Source organism: Herbaspirillum sp. WTB6 (genome assembly GCF_057457785.1).
The window spans coordinates 2,924,678-2,942,817 of the sequence record NZ_CP176522.1 but is presented as its reverse complement, the minus strand read 5'-3'; the positions used below and the strand labels follow the sequence as shown (position 1 = coordinate 2,942,817).

At 62.2% G+C, this 18,140-nt stretch carries 21 protein-coding genes; 13 read left to right on the top strand and 8 right to left on the bottom strand.

Translation table 11 applies throughout. The features are described from left to right. Nucleotides 1-426 precede the first annotated feature (426 nt). From panB to ACK2VC_RS13685, 9 genes are all read left to right on the top strand, one after another. Complete coding sequence (panB, locus tag ACK2VC_RS13725) at nt 427-1,236, top strand: 3-methyl-2-oxobutanoate hydroxymethyltransferase (RefSeq protein WP_486730940.1); 810 nt, start codon at nt 427-429, stop codon at nt 1,234-1,236. An 80-nt stretch (nt 1,237-1,316) separates the two neighbouring features. Continuing rightward, complete coding sequence (locus tag ACK2VC_RS13720; RefSeq protein WP_486730938.1) at nt 1,317-1,625, top strand: BMC domain-containing protein; 309 nt, start codon at nt 1,317-1,319, stop codon at nt 1,623-1,625. A 5-nt stretch (nt 1,626-1,630) separates the two neighbouring features. Then, complete coding sequence (locus ACK2VC_RS13715; protein WP_486730935.1) at nt 1,631-2,269, top strand: hypothetical protein; 639 nt, start codon at nt 1,631-1,633, stop codon at nt 2,267-2,269. Nucleotides 2,270-2,317: 48 nt separating this feature from the next. Beyond that, nucleotides 2,318-2,608, top strand: a complete 291-nt coding sequence (locus tag ACK2VC_RS13710) for a EutN/CcmL family microcompartment protein (protein WP_486730933.1) — start codon at nt 2,318-2,320, stop codon at nt 2,606-2,608. Between the two features lie 24 nt (nt 2,609-2,632). Next, a complete protein-coding gene (locus tag ACK2VC_RS13705) occupies nt 2,633-4,120 on the top strand; it encodes an aldehyde dehydrogenase family protein (protein WP_486730932.1) in 1,488 nt (495 codons plus the stop codon). A gap of 8 nt (nt 4,121-4,128) precedes the next feature. Then, nucleotides 4,129-4,524, top strand: coding sequence for a hypothetical protein (locus ACK2VC_RS13700; RefSeq protein WP_486730931.1), 396 nt, complete (start codon nt 4,129-4,131; stop codon nt 4,522-4,524). An 18-nt stretch (nt 4,525-4,542) separates the two neighbouring features. Then, nucleotides 4,543-4,938 (top strand): cupin domain-containing protein, encoded by a 396-nt coding sequence (locus ACK2VC_RS13695; RefSeq protein ID WP_486730929.1) that lies wholly within the window; start codon nt 4,543-4,545, stop codon nt 4,936-4,938. A gap of 17 nt (nt 4,939-4,955) precedes the next feature. Continuing rightward, a complete protein-coding gene (locus ACK2VC_RS13690) occupies nt 4,956-5,354 on the top strand; it encodes a dihydroneopterin aldolase (RefSeq protein ID WP_486730926.1) in 399 nt (132 codons plus the stop codon). Between the two features lie 166 nt (nt 5,355-5,520). Then, nucleotides 5,521-7,209, top strand: coding sequence for a SulP family inorganic anion transporter (locus ACK2VC_RS13685; RefSeq protein ID WP_486730924.1), 1,689 nt, complete (start codon nt 5,521-5,523; stop codon nt 7,207-7,209). An 81-nt stretch (nt 7,210-7,290) separates the two neighbouring features. Here ACK2VC_RS13685 and pabB read toward each other — a convergent pair whose 3' ends face one another. The 4 genes from pabB to ACK2VC_RS13665 all read right to left on the bottom strand — a co-directional run bounded on the left by pabB (nt 7,291) and on the right by ACK2VC_RS13665 (nt 11,884). Further along, nucleotides 7,291-9,165: an aminodeoxychorismate synthase component I gene (pabB, locus tag ACK2VC_RS13680; protein WP_486730922.1), complete on the bottom strand. Its 1,875-nt coding sequence runs from the start codon at nt 9,163-9,165 to the stop codon at nt 7,291-7,293. A 197-nt stretch (nt 9,166-9,362) separates the two neighbouring features. Continuing rightward, nucleotides 9,363-10,151 (bottom strand): ABC transporter permease, encoded by a 789-nt coding sequence (locus ACK2VC_RS13675; protein WP_486730921.1) that lies wholly within the window; start codon nt 10,149-10,151, stop codon nt 9,363-9,365. A gap of 7 nt (nt 10,152-10,158) precedes the next feature. Further along, complete coding sequence (locus ACK2VC_RS13670) at nt 10,159-11,208, bottom strand: ABC transporter substrate-binding protein (RefSeq protein ID WP_486730920.1); 1,050 nt, start codon at nt 11,206-11,208, stop codon at nt 10,159-10,161. A 349-nt stretch (nt 11,209-11,557) separates the two neighbouring features. Then, nucleotides 11,558-11,884: a hypothetical protein gene (locus tag ACK2VC_RS13665; protein ID WP_486730919.1), complete on the bottom strand. Its 327-nt coding sequence runs from the start codon at nt 11,882-11,884 to the stop codon at nt 11,558-11,560. Nucleotides 11,885-12,005: 121 nt separating this feature from the next. Between ACK2VC_RS13665 and ACK2VC_RS13660 the strand changes: the two genes are divergently transcribed. The 3 genes from ACK2VC_RS13660 (at nt 12,006) to sbcB (ending at nt 14,559) form a co-directional block, all read left to right on the top strand. Further along, complete coding sequence (locus ACK2VC_RS13660; RefSeq protein ID WP_486730918.1) at nt 12,006-12,515, top strand: DUF1993 domain-containing protein; 510 nt, start codon at nt 12,006-12,008, stop codon at nt 12,513-12,515. A gap of 148 nt (nt 12,516-12,663) precedes the next feature. Then, the gene (locus ACK2VC_RS13655; protein WP_486730917.1) at nt 12,664-12,978 is read left to right on the top strand and encodes an antibiotic biosynthesis monooxygenase family protein; all 315 of its coding nucleotides are present in this window, start codon (nt 12,664-12,666) and stop codon (nt 12,976-12,978) included. Between the two features lie 129 nt (nt 12,979-13,107). Next, on the top strand, nt 13,108-14,559 hold the full coding sequence (gene sbcB, locus ACK2VC_RS13650) for an exodeoxyribonuclease I (protein WP_486730916.1): 1,452 nt from the start codon (nt 13,108-13,110) through the stop codon (nt 14,557-14,559). A 25-nt stretch (nt 14,560-14,584) separates the two neighbouring features. Here the strand turns inward: sbcB and ACK2VC_RS13645 are convergent, their stop codons facing one another. The 4 genes from ACK2VC_RS13645 to ACK2VC_RS13630 form a co-directional block, all read right to left on the bottom strand. Beyond that, entirely contained in the window at nt 14,585-14,911 is a 327-nt protein-coding gene (locus ACK2VC_RS13645; protein ID WP_486730915.1) for a chaperone modulator CbpM, read from the bottom strand. A 14-nt stretch (nt 14,912-14,925) separates the two neighbouring features. After that, nucleotides 14,926-15,858, bottom strand: a complete 933-nt coding sequence (locus ACK2VC_RS13640; protein ID WP_486730914.1) for a DnaJ C-terminal domain-containing protein — start codon at nt 15,856-15,858, stop codon at nt 14,926-14,928. A 116-nt stretch (nt 15,859-15,974) separates the two neighbouring features. Beyond that, the gene (locus ACK2VC_RS13635) at nt 15,975-16,385 is read right to left on the bottom strand and encodes a hypothetical protein (RefSeq protein ID WP_486730912.1); all 411 of its coding nucleotides are present in this window, start codon (nt 16,383-16,385) and stop codon (nt 15,975-15,977) included. A gap of 140 nt (nt 16,386-16,525) precedes the next feature. Continuing rightward, nucleotides 16,526-17,008: a hemerythrin domain-containing protein gene (locus tag ACK2VC_RS13630; RefSeq protein WP_486730911.1), complete on the bottom strand. Its 483-nt coding sequence runs from the start codon at nt 17,006-17,008 to the stop codon at nt 16,526-16,528. A gap of 237 nt (nt 17,009-17,245) precedes the next feature. Between ACK2VC_RS13630 and ypfJ the strand changes: the two genes are divergently transcribed. Then, complete coding sequence (ypfJ, locus tag ACK2VC_RS13625; protein WP_486730909.1) at nt 17,246-18,103, top strand: KPN_02809 family neutral zinc metallopeptidase; 858 nt, start codon at nt 17,246-17,248, stop codon at nt 18,101-18,103. Nucleotides 18,104-18,140 lie beyond the last annotated feature (37 nt).

Here is an 18,140-nt window from a genome sequence, read left to right as displayed (position 1 = left end):
CGGGGCGCATTTTTAGCTGGTCCACGCAATCTCACGATTGCAACCACGCTCCCAAATTTGCGTTGGAAATAATTGAGGAATGCCATTGCCTTAGTAGCTGGTCACTCGTACACCGACAGATCGATGTTGAACCATAGTTATCTCTTAGTTATCTCTTAGAAAAGCCGCTGCACCGCCACAGGTCGCAGTCTCGTAGATCCGCTGATCGGGAATTTTATAGATTGCAGCCACTGCATGGTTATGCTGAATAGAATGCATTGGATGTATGGAAAAGCCGATGCTAATCTTCGTTCACCAAATCCGCATCAACCATCACAGAAGTAAAAACGGGGTCTTCTTCGTATGACTGAAAATAGCGCAGGAAAACGGAAACGCGTGACGCCAGATGCGATACGCAGCCGCAAAAACAGCGGAACGCCAATTACATTGGTTTCAGCGTACGACTATCCATTTGCACGCTGCGCGGATCACGCCGGGATTGACATCATTTCCGTCAGCGACGCATTCGCCAGCGTAGGCCTTGGCCGCCGCGACACGCTGTCGGTCACGGTCGATGAAATGATCTACCACACCAAGGCGGTCAAGAGCGGCGCCGGCGACAGCCTGGTGCTGGCCACCCTGCCCTATCTTTCGTACTCGAACCCACGCGACGCCATCGCCAGCGCCAGCCGCCTGATCAAGGAAGGCGGTGCCTGCGCAGTCGAAATCGAGGGCTGCGCCGATCTGGCCCCGACCGTTCATGCACTCAGCGACAGCGGCATCGCCGTGGTGGCGCACGTCGGCCTGACCAAGAAAATCGCGGCGCGCACCGGCAGCTACCGGACCCAGGGCAAGGACGTGGAATCCGCTCTGACGGTGATCGAAGATTCTCTTACACTCGCTGACGCCGGCGCCTTCGCCCTGATTCTCGAATGCATACCGGACCGGATTGCGGCCGTGATCACCCAGCTTGTGCAGGAGCCGACCATCGGCATCGGGGCCGGCCCGTATTGCGACGGGCAAGGGCTGGTTACCCAGGACATGTTCGGGCTGTTCGACAAGTTCACGCCCAAGTTCGTTCAGCAGTTCGCCCAGCTCGGAACTTCCGCTATCGACGGCTTCCGCTCGTTCAAGGGCAGCGTCGAACAAAAGCAGTTTCCCGGCCCCAGCCACACCGTCGCGGTTGGCGACGAGGTTCTGGCGAACATGCTGCATCGGTTGCAAGGTGCCTGTAATGGCGCCGCCACCAACGGTTAGTAGAAACTCATTTAGCAGTGGCAGTACGGTCATGACCCGCGTGTCATGTTCTTTTTAAATCAAACCTAAGGAAGAGAAAAATGGCAAATGACGGACACATCGCTCTTGGTCTGGTCGAAACACGGGGCCTGGTCGGTGCAATCGAAGCCGCAGACGCAATGGTGAAGGCTGCCAACGTGACTTTGCTCGGCAAGGAAATGATCGGTGGCGGTTTTGTCACGATCATGGTTCGTGGCGACGTCGGCGCTGTGAAAGCAGCCACCGACGCCGGCGCCGCCGCTGCGAAACGCGTTGGCGACCTGGTTTCCGTCCACGTGATCCCGCGCCCGCATGGCGACCTGAACTCCGTTCTGCCGAGCCGCGCAGCGCAAGCAACCCAGGGCAAGTAAACGCCATGTCAACCAATAACTCCAGCAATTTGCAGCTGCGAGCCTTCTTCTACATCGACCGGATGCAGGCTCAATACGCAGCGTACTTCGGCACGGTAACCTCCGGCGACATTCCGGTTGCCGGGATGGCTCAGTTGTATGTAGAGCTCGCCCCGGGCAACGAGGTGTTTCGCATTGTCGACATGGCGCTCAAATCCACTGACGTCAAGCCGGGGGTCCAGATCGTCGAGCGCGAGTTCGGCGTATTGGAAGTGCACTCGGACTCGCAGGAATCGGTGCGCGAAGCCGGACGGGTCATCCTGGAACGCCTCGGCATGAAAGAGGAGGACCGGATCCGCCCCAAAGTGGCATCGGTTCAGTTGATCACCAACGTCTCCCCCTACCAGGCGCAGTTGATCAACCGCTCGCGCCGGGGCCACATGCTGGTGCCGGGCGAAGCGCTGTACGTGCTGGAGGTGACGCCGGCCGCGTACATCGACCTCGCCGCCAACGAAGCGGAGAAATCCGCCAACGTGCGCCTGATCCGGCTGCAGGACGTGGGCCGCTTCGGCCGCCTGTTCATGGCCGGCACGGAGGCGGAGGTCAGGACTGCGCAACTGGCGTCGACCGCCGCGATCGAGAATCTGACCGGCGTCGACAAATAACAACCAACCGACTGGCTTACATATATGTTGATATGCCGAACCATTGGAATGGTGGTTTCCACCATCAAGGAAGACCGCCTGCACAGCAACAAGCTCCTGCTCGTGCAGCGCGCGTCTTCGGACGGCACTGCCGCCGGTGAACCGTTTGTCGCCATCGATACGGTCGGCGCCGGGGAGGACGAGCTGGTGCTGGTCGTCACCGGCAGTGCCGCCCGGGAGACCGAAACGACTCGCGGCGCTCCGGTGGACGCAACCATCGTCGGGATCATCGATTCCACATCGGGTGGCGGAAAGCTGACGTTCTCGAAAACCGGTGAAGCGCCGCCGAAACGGCGGTAACCGTCAAACAGGAGAGGAAACGCCGTGTCACAAACACCATACGATAAAGACCTGCGGTCCGTTCAACAGGCCCGACGCCTGCTTGACCAATGCAGGATTGCCCAAAGGCAGTTCGCCAGCGCGACTGCCTCGCAAGTGAACGATATCTGCGAAGCGATGGCCGAGGCTGCCTACAAGGATTCCACGCGGCTGGCACAAATGGCTCACGAAGAAACCGGCTACGGCAATGCGGAACATAAAGTCATCAAGAACCAGCATGCATCCAGGGCCGTCTGGAATTCGATCAAGGATATTCCGACGGTCGGCGTCATCGCCAGAAACAGCGAGCAAAAGATGCTGACCATCGCCGAGCCGATGGGCGTCGTGGCGGCCCTGACTCCTTGCACCAACCCGACCTCGACCGCGATCTTCAAGTCGCTGATCGCCGTCAAGGGGCGTAATGGCATCGTTTTCTCGCCGCATCCATCCGCCGCGCGCAGCACGCTCGAGGCCGTCCGCACCGTCAGCGCCGCCGCCGAGCGCGCCGGTGCGCCGAAGGGCCTGATTGCGTGCCTGGAAGAATCGGCCTTCGCCGGCACCCAGGAAATCATGCGCCATCACACCGTCAACGTGATCCTCGCCACCGGCGGTGGTCCGATGGTGCGGGCCGCACACAGCGTCGGCAAGCCGGCGTATGGGGTTGGGCCGGGCAACGTGCCGGCCTGGGTCGATCGAACCGCCGATGTGCGCAAGGCTGCGCGCGATCTGGTGATGAGCAAGTCTTTCGATTGCAGCCTCATTTGCGCTACCGAACAAACCGTGGTCGCCGATGAGGCGATTGCGCAGGATCTGCGCCGGCACATGGAAGAGGAAGGCGCGCTATGGCTGAGCGCCGAACAAGCAGCCCGGTTGTCCGCCTTGCTGTTCCACCCAGACGGTTCGATGAATACGCGGCAGGTTGGCCAGAGCGCGCGCAAACTGGCGGCCGCAATCGATCTCCCGGCGCCGGATAATCTGCGCGTGCTGGTCGCGCCGCTGGCCGGGATCGGTGCAGATCATCCGTTATCGCGCGAAAAACTGACCACGGTTCTCGGCTTCATTACGGCACCGACTCCCGAACAGGGATTGGATTTGTGCCTTTCCATACTCAAGTTCGGCGGCGATGGCCATACTGCCGTGATCCATTCGCAAAACGAGCAGCAGGTCGAAGCCATGGCGGCACGCCTGCCGGCATTCCGCATCGTCGTCAACTCGATGTCCACACTTGGCAGCGTCGGCCATACCTGCGGTTTCGCGCCGTCGTTCACCCTGGGCACCGGTGGCATCGGCGGAGCGATCAGCGGCGACAACATCACCGTCACCCACCTGATCAACCAGAAACGGGTCGGCTGGGAAATCGCCCCCTGGCTGCCATTGCCATCGCACGAAGCAAGCGCGAAGGCCGGCACGCCGCAACCGGACATCGACATGATCGTCAAGCAAGTTCTGGCCAGATTGAAGAGCGGCCAGGCTCCGAACGTACCGTTGTCTTAGAAAATATCATGTCATATTACTGTGCCCCTGTAGAACGACCACGCCAGACCAAGCGTTTCCTGACGGTACGCGACGTCGAGGATGCGGCCGCCAGCGGCTGCCGCGAGATCGTTCATACGGCTGATCTGATCATCACCGACGCCGCCCGCGAAACGGCGCACGACCTGGGCGTGTCGATCGTCAAACCCAAGGCAGACGTACCGGCAGCCGCGCCGCAGCCGGTTGTGGCCGCGGTGCAAACGCCAAGCCGCGCCGTTGCACCAATCTTGAATTCACCGCCTCCCGCTTTCGCGATGCAGCACGATTCCGGCGCCGGCCAGCATCCGCTCGTACAGGAACTGGTGCGGGCAATACGAAACAAATGGCAACCAGTCAAGCGCCGTCAACGGCAATTGCTGGCTTGACTACGGAGACCAGACCCCATGACCGCCTTCTCAGCCAGATATCGCGACTTGCCGATTCGCCGCCGCGAGGTCATCACGCGCGCCGACATCGATGCGCTTGCCGCGCGCCACCAACAATCCATCACCGTCGGTGAACACTGCACGATCACCGACGAGGCGCGCGAGCATGCGCTCAAGCTGGGCATCCCGGTTCAATACAGAGATGTCAAGGCCAAAACTTCCGCTCCCGCCGCCACACCGCCATCCGCGCCACCGGCCAGCCCGCGCCGGCCGGTTGCCGGAGAAACTGCCGGCGCCGGGATGTCCGAAGCCATAGTTGCCGTGTTGCGCGAAATGAAGCTGCAACCGACGGAAGAAATCATCCGCCTGGTGATAGAGCGCGTCAGCACGGCTCTTGCGGCGCCGCGCGCCTGAAAAGCAGGGACTAAACCATGGACTGCATTCTGATCGAAGACTTGCGCGTTCCCGTACGAATCGGGGTTTACCCCCATGAAAAGCATGGCACGCAAATGGTGTCGCTGGACCTGGAAATCGGCCTGCCCGGCACCGCAATGTTCCAGACCGATTCAATCGATGACACGATCGACTATGGCGAAGTGGCGCTTATCATCACCACGATGGGCGTCAGCAAGCACTATTCCCTGGTCGAGCATTTCGCGGATCGGATTGCCACCATGCTGATCGACGATTTTCGCGCTCCCTGGGTCAAGGTGCGCGCAGCCAAGATCGGCGTCATCCCGGGTGCGAAGTTTGTCGGCGTTTCGATCGAAAGAACCTGCTCCCGGCTTCGGCTCCTCGGACAGGTGCCGCAAATGGAAAGCGTACCGTGACCCGCACCGCTCGCCGCGCGTCGGCGAACGGATAAGGCGCAATACCCGGAAGTGCAACACCGGCGAGATGGCGCGCAAACCTGTTTGCAACGCCATTCCGCCCGCATCCCGGTCCGCACGCACCCGGGTTGCCGGGCGCCACTGACAGCTCATCATTTAAATCATCATGCTCCGCCTGTTCCCGTTCCTGAAGTGGCCACGTCCGACAATGGCTGCATTACGCAAGGATGCCTGGGCGGGTCTGAGCGTTGGCCTGGTCCTGATACCGCAGTCACTTGCCTATGCCACTCTGGCCGGCATGCCGCCGGAAACCGGGTTGTATGCGGCGCTGTTGCCGGCGGTGATAGGGATTCTGTGGGGGTCGTCACCGCTGCTTGCGGTAGGCCCGGTGGCACTGACCAGCCTGCTCACCTTCGCGTCGCTGCTGCCATTTGCCACTCCCGAGAGCGCCGAATGGGTCCAACTCGCGATCTGGCTGGCGATTTACTCGGGCCTGATTCAATTCCTGCTGGGCGGATTACGGCTGGGCGCGATCGCGAATTTCGTTTCCTACCCGGTGATCGTCGGCTTCATCAACGCAGCCGCGCTGATCATCATGTTTTCCCAGGTCCCGCCGCTGTTGGGGTTGCCCGGTATCGAGTTCAGCGCGCACTGGCTGGATCTCGCCGCCGCCGCCCTGCGCGAAGCGCCGATGCACACGCTGCAGACCGCTGCCTTTGGCGTGGGTGCGCTGGCATTGCTGATACTGCAACGCCGCTGGGCGCCGCGCCTGCCCGGCGTCCTGCTGGTCTGCCTGGGCGGCATTGCCGCGAGCGCGGCGCTGGGCCTGGCACAGCACGGGATCGACGTGGTAGGCCAGATCCCAAGCGGGTTTCCGCAATTCGGGAAGATGCCGGCCATCACCGTGGAACAGCATCTGGCGCTTCTGCCGGCCGCGGTGATCATCGCCCTCATCAGCTTCACCGAAGCGATGTCGAGCTGCCGCACGCTGGCACGCAACAGTAACCAGGTGTGGGACGAAAACCAGGAGTTGATCGGACAAGGGTTGGCAAAAATTGCCAGCGGCGCCAGCGGCGCTTTTCCGGTAAGCGGCTCATTCTCGCGCTCGGCGCTGAACGCTTACGTGGGCGCAACCAGCGGCTGGTCGGCCCTGTTTACCTCGGTATGCGTCCTGGCATGCCTGCTGTGGGCCACCGACTACCTCTATCACCTGCCGCGAGCGGTGCTGGCCGCGATCATCATCGTGCCGGTCATCGGGCTGGTCGATCTCCGCGCTTTTCGCACGCTGTGGCGCTCCGCGCGCGACGACGGACTGGTCGCCGTCACGACATTCGCGGCGACGCTGGCGTCGGCACCGTATTTGCACTGGGGGGTGCTGGCCGGACTGGTGGTATCGCTGCTGTGCTTCCTTTACCGGCTTGCGCGTCCACGCCTGATCGAGGTCGGCCTGCATGCCGACGGCACTTTGCGCGACCGGCAGCATTACGCGTTGCCGCCGCTGGCGCCGGACGTGCTCGCGGTCCGCATGGATTCGGCACTCGTTTTCATTACCACGCCGCTGCTCGAGCGTTTCATCATCAGCCGCGCACAACGATCGGCCGGACTGCGCACGGTCCTGTTGTGCTGCGCGCCAATCAACCATATCGACGCAACCGGAGTGGAAGGCTTGCGGCGATTGGAGCGCAACCTCGCGAACATGGGCATCAGCCTGCGGTTATCGGCGGCCAAGAAGCAACTCAGCGAAGTCTTGCTGAGAACCGGGGTGCAGAGCGCGTTTGGAGAATCGGCGTTCTACTCCACGGATCGGGAGGCGATCGAAGCACTGGCGACGCCACCAAGCGGGCGTGCCAATTGACCGGCCGCTGGCGCACGGGCGCCATGCGCGGCTATTCTTCTGGGGCGCGACTGGACAGGCGGCCGTCACGGCAATCGCCGATTACCACTCCACCACCGCCGGCAAGGCACCGCGCAACGCATTGCACACCAATACCTGCTGCGCCGCGCGCAAGTCATCCAAGGTCAGCCGCCGTTCCACTGCCCCGAACGAAGGGTCGGCAAGCAGCACACCGCGCATCACTCCCGGCAACAGGCCGGCCGATAATGGCGGCGTGTACCAGCGGCCGTCCAGGCGCACGAATACGTTGCTGCGCGCGCCTTCCGTCAACTCTCCGGCGCGATTGAGGAACAGCATGTCGAACGCGCCCCGTTCCTCGGCCGCGCGCCATGCCGCATCGTACTGTTCACGCACGGTGGTCTTGTGGCGCAGGAATGGGTCGGCCTGGCCGATCGGCTCCGGCGCCACCAATACCCGCACTGTCGACGGCAAGGTTGACAGCGGTGCGCTGTGCACGGTACAGGCGCCGGAATGCGCCAGGCTTAGGCGCAGGCGGTAATCGACCCCTTGCGCAAAATCGGCGCACGCTTGCCGCAAGACCTCGCGCAGGGGGGCTTCGTCGTAGCGAAACCCGAAATATTCGGCTGACGAACGCAGCCGCTGCAAATGCAAATCGAGGTGGCGGCAGCCTTCCGCCCGCGTCGCGAACATCGTCTCGAACAGGCTGAAATCGACCGCCAGCCCGGTCAGGAAACGGGCCTTCAACTGGCACTCCTGGTATTCGGAAGCGGCATCGCTGTCGTACACAATTCCTGCGCCGATTCCCATCTGGCCCTGGCGCATTCCGCCTGCCGCCGGTGCCTCGAGCGCAATCGTGCGTATCGGCACGGAAAGGCAGAAATCGCCGATTTTCCGGCCATCAACCGGTTTATCAAACCAGCCGATCGCACCCGTGTAGATGCCCCGGGGAGCGGCTTCCAGCTCGCGGATAATCTGCATCGTGCGGCGCTTCGGCGCGCCGGTAATGGAGCCGCACGGATACAGTGCGGAAAATAGGCCTCCCAGGCTTGCATCGGGCCGCAAATGCGCGGTTACCGTCGAGGTCATCTGCAGCACCGGACCATATGCATTCACCTCAAACAAGTGCGGCACGCGTACCGTCCCTATCGTCGCGACCCGGCCGATATCATTGCGCAGCAGGTCGACGATCATCAGGTTCTCGGCACGGTTTTTTGTATCCGCCGCCAACTCCGCGGCGCGGGCGCGGTCGATTGCGGCGTCGCCACTCGCGGCCGCTGTGCCTTTCATCGGCCGCGCGACCAGTTCGCCGCGCTCGTGCCGGATGAATAATTCCGGCGACGACGACAACACCGCCCTGCCGTCCGGCAACGCGATCAGCGCGCCATATGGCACTGCCTGGCGGGCGCGCAGGCGCCGGTACAGGCCAATAACCGAGCCGTAGGATTCGAAGTTCAGGCGATAGGTGTAGTTGACCTGATAGGTGTCGCCGCTCTCCAGATAGGAGTGGACGCGTTCGATCGCGTCGCAAAATTCCGCCTGGCTCACATCGGCACGCAGTCCCGCAATGCCGGCAGGAGGATCGCTGGCGGGACTCTCCGCATCATGCGCTTCCTGTTCGCGCGCGGCGAGCCATGCGGAAACTTCGGATGCGGAAAGCCGCTCGCAGTACTCGAATAAAAGTATTTCAGCCAAAGGCTGCGTGGTCACACGGGGTTCTATTCGATGGAATTCGGCGCCTAATTCATAAGCCAGGAGGCCGACTGCGTAAAGCCCGCGCTGCAGCGCCTGCTGCATGGCGTCGAACAAGCCCTCCAATTCCGACGCATGGCGGCAAGCCAGCGTTCCCGCATATCCGGAGTACAGGCGCGATCTGGGATCGGCCGCAGTCGCCTCGCAATCATCCAGAAGCACGAAGCAGTCATGGCTTGCCGGATGTTTCAAATCTGATGCGGGCATGACCGATTCCACTGCCTGTTGCGTTAACGTATTACGGAAATGGGCGATAGCCCTTGCAGTCAAGCTGCCCATCTATGGGCGACTGAGGCCGGAACGATGGTTGACGCTCGTTCGCGGCCGTCAATTATATTAAATTCGGCAGTCCGGTATTTGAAATCGACTGATACCCCCAGCCGGACTGCCGTGAACCACTGCGCCTAGCGCCCTTTCCAGTGAACCAGTTTCGTCTCGGCGGTTCCCAGTGCCAGATTAAGAATCAAGCCAATCAGTCCGATCAGGGCGATGCCGACGAATACGACCGGAATCTGGAACAGCTGCGCGGCGTCCGAGATCATGAAACCGAGCCCGCGCTGAGCCCCCACCAACTCTGCCGCGACAACTACCGCCCAGCTCAGCGCCATCGCGACTTTCAGGCCCGTGAAGATCTGCGGCAGCGAGGCTGGCAAGACGACCTTCCGAAACAACTGGAACGAGGTCAGGCCAAGCGATTGCGCCGCGCGCAGATACACGATGGATACGTGAGCAGCGCCAGCGTGGGCATTCACATGGGCGTAGTTGAACGCGGTGAAGAATATCAGCACCACCTTGCCCAATTCGCCCAAACCGAAGTAGAGAACCACCATCGGAATGAAGGCAATCGGCGGGATCGGCCGGACAAACGCCATGATCGGCGACATCACCGCGTCGGCGGTGCGGTTGTAGCCGGTTATCAGGCCGGTCGGAATTCCAAGCGCCACCCCCAGCGCAAAACCGGCGAGCGCCCTGAACAGACTGATCCCGATATGCTCGGCAAGCGGAACCCTCTGATAGCCGTTGACGATCAACTCGTACGTGACGGAAACGAGCGCCTGCGGCGACGGCAGATACGTCGCACTGACAAGTCCGAAGTTGGTGGCTGCCCCCCAGATGACGAGCAGGGAGAATATCGCGAAAACCGAGATCCAGACCTGCGGCAGCGCGCCGTTGCGATTAGATGAAGTATCCATGGTTCACCTACTTGGCGCCGCGCTGTTCGGCCACGAACGCGCTCATATACGATGCATCAATCGAATTGGTTATGCTGCTGCGGGATAGCGGCGCCGGAATGGTCCCCGCCTCATGCAACATCTGGCTGGCGGTATACAGCTGCCCAGCCAGACCGCCCTCTTTGGCGACCAGCGAATATGGGCTGTTCGCATCCAATTGCTGTTCGAATGTCGGCAGCTTGTCGCCCGAGTGGAGCTCATAGAATTCCTTGGCGACTGCCTCCGGAATCTTCAGGTATTTCTGCAATGCGTCGATCGCCAGCTTCGGATTCTTCCGGACCTGCTCCATCGTCTCGGCCTGGACCCGCAGCATTCTGAGCGGAACGTCAGGGTACTTCTCCAGGAAGGCCGGCCGGAACGCATTGACGCTTGGACATACTCCACCGTATTCGGCGTCCCAGCTGACGACCTTGACGTCCCCAGATTGCATGATCGAGTATGGCGCCCAGCCGATCGCGGCATCGATCGAGCCGCCCGTAAAGGCATTGGCAAAGAGCGGCGGCGCCAGATTGACGACGTTCAGCTTGGAGTAGTCGACCCCGGCCTTCTTCGCCATCAGCCGCAGGGACACCTGGGAGCAGGTGCCCGGCGTGGCCGCGATCATCTTCGCCTTCGCAATGTCCTTGTAGCTCTGGATTCCGCTCTTGGCGCTGACGATCAGCCCCTCTCCCTTGCCGTTGTCCAGCTCCCAGGAGACGATCTTGAGCGGAATTCCCTGGCCGATAGCAAAGACCGTCGCCAGCCCGGTGACGGCCTGATCGACGCTTCCGCTCTTCAGCGCGGCCAATAGTGGCGCGCCGCTCGTAAACCAGTGGAACTGGGGATCCAGTCCGTGCTTTTGGTAGATACCCAGTTCCTGGGCCAGATACGTGTTCCAGTATCCGGCGCTGGGGCCTCCGATGTTGACCTTGATCAGGTCACGCTTGACCGGCCGATCCTGTGCAAGCGCGGCGCCGCCAAAAATCGTCCCGACCAACATAGCCGTCAAGCCGGCGATGAAACCCTTGCGATAATTCACGTTATCTCCTTACTTTTAATAATAATAGTCAGGTCCAGCATCAAGGTTCAGAGCGTCCGCTGTTGGACTTGGTTCACCGCTAAACCAGCTGGCCTGCAAGAGCTTTCGGCATGAAATGGAGCAGCAACTCCGCCCGATTGGCCGTCGGTGCAAGGTGAAGGCGAAGCTTCCCGGTGCATGTGGCGGACGGAAAATCGGATCCGAATAAATAGACTAGCGTGCCGGGAAAAATGATGCCAATGCATATTTGGAGCGCCAATCATGCAGAAACTGCATCGGCGCGATGAGCGGAAAAATGGAGCGGGAATGCTAACCCGGGTCATGTATCTGCGCAACCGATCATCCTATCTCACGCCTGCCAGACGCCGTAGCCGGCTTCGCGCAGGCCGACCGCCAACTCCACCTCCATCTCGCAGGCGCCGTGATACGGCATCGGGTTGTAGCATTCGTACAACTCGGGCAGCAGCCGCAAGCCGTAGACGGTGACGAAGCGGTTGGACTGGATCCCGGCCTTGTGTTTGTCGAAGCGCAGATCGGGGTTCAAGCCGGTCATGCCGACGTAGACGCACGGCTTGCCGGTCACGTAATCCGGATTGGCCTTTTTGAAGCGCGGTTCGTACAGGACGTCCGGCGACAATTCAATGACGTAGACGTGGTGGTGGTAGCGGCGTGCCATCGGCGGATTCCGACTGGGTTCACCGACAAGCATAGCAGCCGGGACGCGCCGCACGCCACCGCTGCGGCGTATGGCGGCCCGGTGCTATGATCGGCGGTTGCCAACTGTGAAGGAAAACGCCATGAATATCTCCATGTACTGCGCCTCGGTTCCGGTCTTTCGGCAAATGCTGAACGCCTTGAGCGAGGTGCTGGCCAAGGCCGAAGCGCACGCCGCGGCAAAATCGATCGCGCCGGATGCCTTGTTGCAGGCACGCCTGTTTCCCGACATGTTCCCGCTGCGCCAGCAGGTGCAGATCGCGGCCGATTTCGCCAAGAGCGTGCCGGCGCGTCTGGCTGGCATCGAAATGCCGGCCTATGAGGATAACGAGCAGAGCTTCGCCGACCTGCGCGCGCGGATTGCGAAGACGCTGGCGTTCATCGACGGCATCCGGCCCGACCAGATCGATGGCAGCGAACAGCGTCAGATCGTGCTGCGGCCCGGCACGCCGAAGGAAAGGAAACTGAACGGCAACGCCTACCTGCTGCACTACGGGCTGCCGCAATTCTTTTTCCACGTCACCACCGCCTACGCGATCCTGCGCCACAACGGCGTCGAGATCGGCAAGCGCGACTTCATGGGCGCCTACTAAGTGGCCTATTCCTGCGTCGCCCCGGCGCGGGAATCGCCCTCGCCGGCCCGTGTATCATTGCCGCACACCATGCGTCCGATCCACGGGATCGAAGCCGGCACCATCTTCCGGCCGAACGGCCCAACCCTCTTTTGGAAATGACACAAGCATGATCCTCGAACTCGCCGACATTCGCATCCATCCCGGAAAACAGCAGGAATTCGACGCCGCGATCGTGCGCGGCGTGCAGCAGGTGATCAGCCACGCCAAGGGTTTTCGTGGCTACCGCGTGCAACACGGCATCGAGACGCCGGAGCGTTACGTGCTGACGATTTACTGGGAGACGCTGGAAAACCACACGGTCGATTTCCGCGAATCGGCGGCGTTCCAGGAATGGCGCGCGATCGTCGGCCCGTATTTCGCGGCGCCGCCAGCGGTCGAGCATTTCACGCTGCTGGCCGACTTGCCGCCGGCCGGCAACTGATCTGCCGCGGGAAAATCATATACTCCAATTATAAGTGTCAAATTTCGGTCGTAGAATTTCTGGATTTTAAACATACTCCCGTTTTATTGCGCATTCCCCCCTTTTGTAACCCTGAGTCCGCGCGAGCCGATGTCCACGCACACCTTCCTCTGGCACGATTACGAAACCTTCGGCATTTCGCCGCGGCGCGACCGCCCGGCGCAGTTCGCGGCGATCCGCACCGATGCCGAACTGAATCCGATCGGCGAGCCGATCATGCTGTACTGCCAGCCGGCGCCGGATTACCTGCCCGATCCGCAATCCTGCCTGATCACCGGCATCACGCCGCAGTTGTGCCTGCAACAAGGGCTGCCGGAACACCAGTTCGCGGCCGCCATCGAGCAGGCGTTTTCCGCACCCGGCACGATCGGTGTCGGCTACAACACGATTCGCTTCGACGACGAATTCACGCGCTTCCTGTTCTGGCGCAACCTGATCGACCCTTATGCGCGCGAATGGCAAAACGGCTGCGGCCGCTGGGACATCCTGGACCTGGTGCGCACCACGTACGCGCTGCGCCCGGACGGCATCGTCTGGCCGCGCCACGAGGATGGTCGGCCAAGCTTCAAGCTCGAACATCTTTCCGCCGCCAACAGCCTCGAACACGCTGCCGCGCACGACGCGCTGTCCGACGTCCGCGCCACCATCGCGCTGGCGCGCCTGATCCGTGCGCGCCAGCCGCGCCTGTTCGATTTCTGTTTCGAGCTGCGCAAGAAGGAGCGCGCCGCCGAGGAAATCAGCCTGTCCGCGCCGCGCCCGTTTTTGCATGTGTCCGGCATGTTTGCGGCCGAGCGCGGCTGCCTGGCGCTGATGTGGCCGCTGGCGCAGCATCCGACCAACAGGAATGAAATCATCGCCTGGGACCTGGCCTTCGATCCGGCCGAACTCGCCACGCTGGATGCCGAGGCGATCCGCAACCGTTTGTTTACCGCCGCCGACGCATTGCCGGCCGGCGTCGCGCGGCTGCCGATCAAGAGCATTCACATCAACAAGTCGCCGGTCGTGATCGGCAACCTGAAGACACTGTCGGCGGAGCGCGCCCAGCATTGGGGCATCGATCTCGACCGCGCCTTGCGGCATGCGCAGGCCGCCGCCGGGCTGGCTGCCGACGGCAGGATGCGCGCGCTCTGGGAAGCGGTGTTCCAGCGCCCGGCTGGCGCCGCCGCCGACGTCGATGAAGACTTGTACGGCGGCTTCGTCGGCAACGGCGACCGCCGCACGCTGGCCCGTTTGCGCACGCAAACGCCGCAGCAACTGGCGGCGCACACCTCGTCGTTCGACGACCCGCGACTGGACGAACTGCTGTTCCGCTACCGCGCACGCAATTTTCCAGACACGCTCTCGGCCGACGAAGCGCTGCGCTGGGAAGAGCACCGGCGCGCGCGCCTGTTCGACGGCGCCGGCGGCGCCCGCACGCTGGCCGCCCTGTTCGACGCGATCGACGGCCTGGCGCAAAGCGCCGGCGAGAAGGAAGAGGAAATACTGGGCGCGCTGTACGACTACGCCGAGGCCATCGCCCCGGCGCAAGATCCTGCAGGCTAGGAAGCGGGCGCCAAGCGCCCGGCGCTCACGGCTGGCGCGCGGTCAGCGCATTCAATTGCCGCTCCAGCTCCTGAATCCGGCCCAGCAAATTCACCGCCACCGCCAGCCCGGCCGCGTCCAGTTCAAAGTCATCGCGCAGGCGGCGGGCGCTGCGCACCTGGACGATGCAACTGGCATGGAAGACGCTGCGCGCGGCCGGTTCTTCGGGTTCGGCTTGCGCCGGCGGCAGCACGCCGCTTTCCACCAGCATCGTCAATTCGTCCGGCGTCAACCCGGACAACTCGACCAGATCGTCGAACGAACACAGCGCCGCTTCGTTCAGCCACACCGGATCGTCGGCATGAATATGCATCGTTGACTCCTTGCTCAGTGCGACCGGCGCGGATTGAAGCGCGAGTGCGCGGCCAGTTGCTGGAACAGCTTGCGCTCTTCCGCATCCACCGTCTTCGGCACTTCGATGCGTACCACCGCATACAGGTCGCCGTGTTCGCCATCGGCGCCGGGCAAGCCGCGCCGCGCCAGGCGGAAGCGGCGCGCCGCCATGGTGGCGGGCGGGATCGTCAGTTCCACCGTGCCGCCCAGCGTAGGCACCTGGACGGCCCCGCCCAGTACCGCTTCCCACGGCGCCAGCGGCAGATCGGTGTACAGGTCGCGGCCGCTGACGCGATAGCGCGGATGCGGCGCCAGCGTCATCATGATGTACAGGTCGCCGTTCTTGCCGCCGCCGATGCCGGGGCCGCCCTTGCCCGCCAGCCGCAGGCGCTGGCCGTCCTGCAGTCCTTTCGGCACCCGCACGCGGAAGGTGCGGCTGACCCGGTGCGCCAGACCCTGGGCATCGTATTCGGGCACCGCCAGCGTGACGTCCACCTCGGCGCCTTCATACACCTGTTCGAGGCTGACCTCGGTTTTCGCTTCGTAGTCTTGTCCGGCTCGTTTCAATGGTTCGCCCGCCCGTCTGCCGCGCCCGTGCCGGGCCGCCGCCATCGCCGCCAGCAGATCCGACAGGTCGACATCGTCGAATGCCGATCCCGATTCGTGAAACTGGTTCTGCCAGTCGCGCGGCGGCTCGAAATTCTCGCCCGGCCGGCGCTGCCCGAGCTGGTCGTATTCGGCGCGCTTTTCCGGGTCCTTCAGCGTCGCATAGGCTTCCGCCACTTCCTTGAAGCGCTCCTCGCCGGCCGGGTCCTTGGAAACGTCGGGGTGATACTTGTGCGCCAGCTTGCGGTAAGCGGCCTTGATCTGGGCCGCCGTGGCGGTGCGCTCCAGCCCGAGAATTTGATAGTAATCCTTGTATTTCATCTGGCTCCCGGGAAAGGCGACGTTGCCGCTGGCGGCCACAGAAACCCAGCGGCGGAACTCAGGCAGTTAGCTCCGCGCCAAACCAATCATGCGCACAGGCGGAGCGCGGAGCGCGGCTATTTCTTCTGATCGGTGGGGCGCGCCCCATCCGCGCTTGAGCCGCCCACCGCCGAGGTCTGGGCCGACTGCGTGGTTTCGCCCTGACTGTACGCACCGGCCTTTTCGGTCGGGCGCGAACTCATGGCTGCGGCCGGAATTTCCTGGCTTGGCGCTGCGGCCGACAATGGCGTTGGCGTCACGGTGATGCCCTTGGCTTTCTGCTCGGCGATGTAGCGCGCCGCGACCTGATCCTGGACCTTGGCCAACGCCGCCTTTTGTTGTTCGGCTTCCGCCGCAGCCTGTGCTTTTTTCTGCAGCGCGGCTTCCTGCTCCTGCGGCGTCGGTGCTGGCAGCTTGGCGTGCGCCAGGCCGGCGCCAAGGCCGACCGCCGCAGCGATCACCAATACTCCGTTGCGAACAATATGCATGTCCATCTCCTGATAGTCTGAAAAAAACCTAGAAGATCACGCGCCATGGCAAGGCCTGCAACAACCGCCACTATAGCGCCAAGTCATCGCCGCGGGCGGAAATTGCCCGCGCGAGCCAGGTAAGCCCCAGGTAAGCCGCCCTATTTGGCAACCGCGCTGCCACCCAATTCTTCCATGAGTACCAGCTTGCGTTCGTGCATTTTCACACCCAGGGCGGCCGTGTCGAGTTTCGATTTTTTTACTTTCGGAAACATCTCCTTCTCTTCCTCCGTCATGTGATGCTCGACTTCCTCGCCCAGCACGGTAACCTTGGCGTCGTACAAGTCCTCCTCCGGCTCCATATCCTGCAACTGGTCAATCAAATTCCTGGCGCCGGCATGCTCCACCAGCGCTTCGTCCATCAAGTCGTCTTCTTGGATCGCCTTGCGTACCGCCGGATAAAAAATTTCTTCCTCCAGCATGCTGTGCACGGTCAGTTCCAGACAGATGTTGGTCACGAGGTCGCTTTTCTTGGCCTTGCTGCCCTTGTCCTTCAGTTTTCCATAATCCTTGAACAGGTTTCGTACTTTCTTGTGATCTGCCGTCAGCAAATCGATTGCATCTTCCAGCTTGGTAGCAGCCATGGTTTCTCCCATAAAGTGTGCAGCGCAGCGCCGGGTTGACGCAACGCGCGCAAGGTTTGTTGCCGTGGATCAAAGCGGACACCACAATTTGTTGGAGCATTGCTAATTGTTCAAGTTCCATTGGTGCGGTTGAGCTAGGGAGAACGCCACGCTGCCGCTGCGGTCGAATTGGCCATCTACCCCGGCGCCCGTGCCAAACCGATTTTTCCGGCGCCGACAGCGACGAAAGGACGCTCAATGAAATGGGAAGGAAACCGCGAAAGCGACAATATCGAAGACCGGCGCGGCGGCTGGTCCGGTTTGGGCGGCGGCTCAATCGGCATTGGCACCATCGTGGTGGCGCTGCTGGCGTCATACTTCTTGGGCATCGATCCCGGCACCGTGCTGAGCCTGTTGAGCGGCGGGCCGGCGACCCAGATGCAGGAATCGGCGCCGGCGGGGACACCGGCACGCGACCAAATGACGCGCTTCGTCTCCACCGTACTGGCCGATACCGAAGATACCTGGAGCGAACTGTTCCGCGCCAACGGCGCCAATTACGTGCAGCCGAAACTGGTGCTGTTTTCCGGCCAGACGCCGACCGCATGCGGCAGCGGCGATAGCGCCAGCGGGCCGTTTTATTGCCCTGGCGACCAAAAGCTCTATATCGACCTCAGCTTCTACCAGTTGATGCAGCAGCGCTTTGGCGTCTCCGGAGATTTCGCCCAGGCCTACGTGATCGCGCACGAAGTCGGGCATCACGTGCAAAATCTGATGGGCATCATGCAAAAGGCCGACATCGTGCGCCGGCACGCGTCTGCGGGCCAGGCCAATGCCCTCTCGGTGCGGCTGGAATTGCAGGCCGATTGTTTCGCCGGGGTCTGGGCTTTTCATGCCAACCAGGCGCGCAGCATCCTCGAAACCGGGGATATCGACGAAGCGCTGAACGCAGCCAGCGCGATCGGCGATGACGCCTTGCAAAAGCAGGCGCAGGGTTATGCGGTGCCGGATTCCTTTACGCATGGGACGTCGGCGCAGCGCGCCCGCTGGTTCAGGCGCGGCATCGGCAGCGGCAAGATCGGCGACTGCAATACATTCGCGTCCGGCCAGCTCTGAGGCCGGACGCGCAGTGCATCCCACTCGGATTCAAACA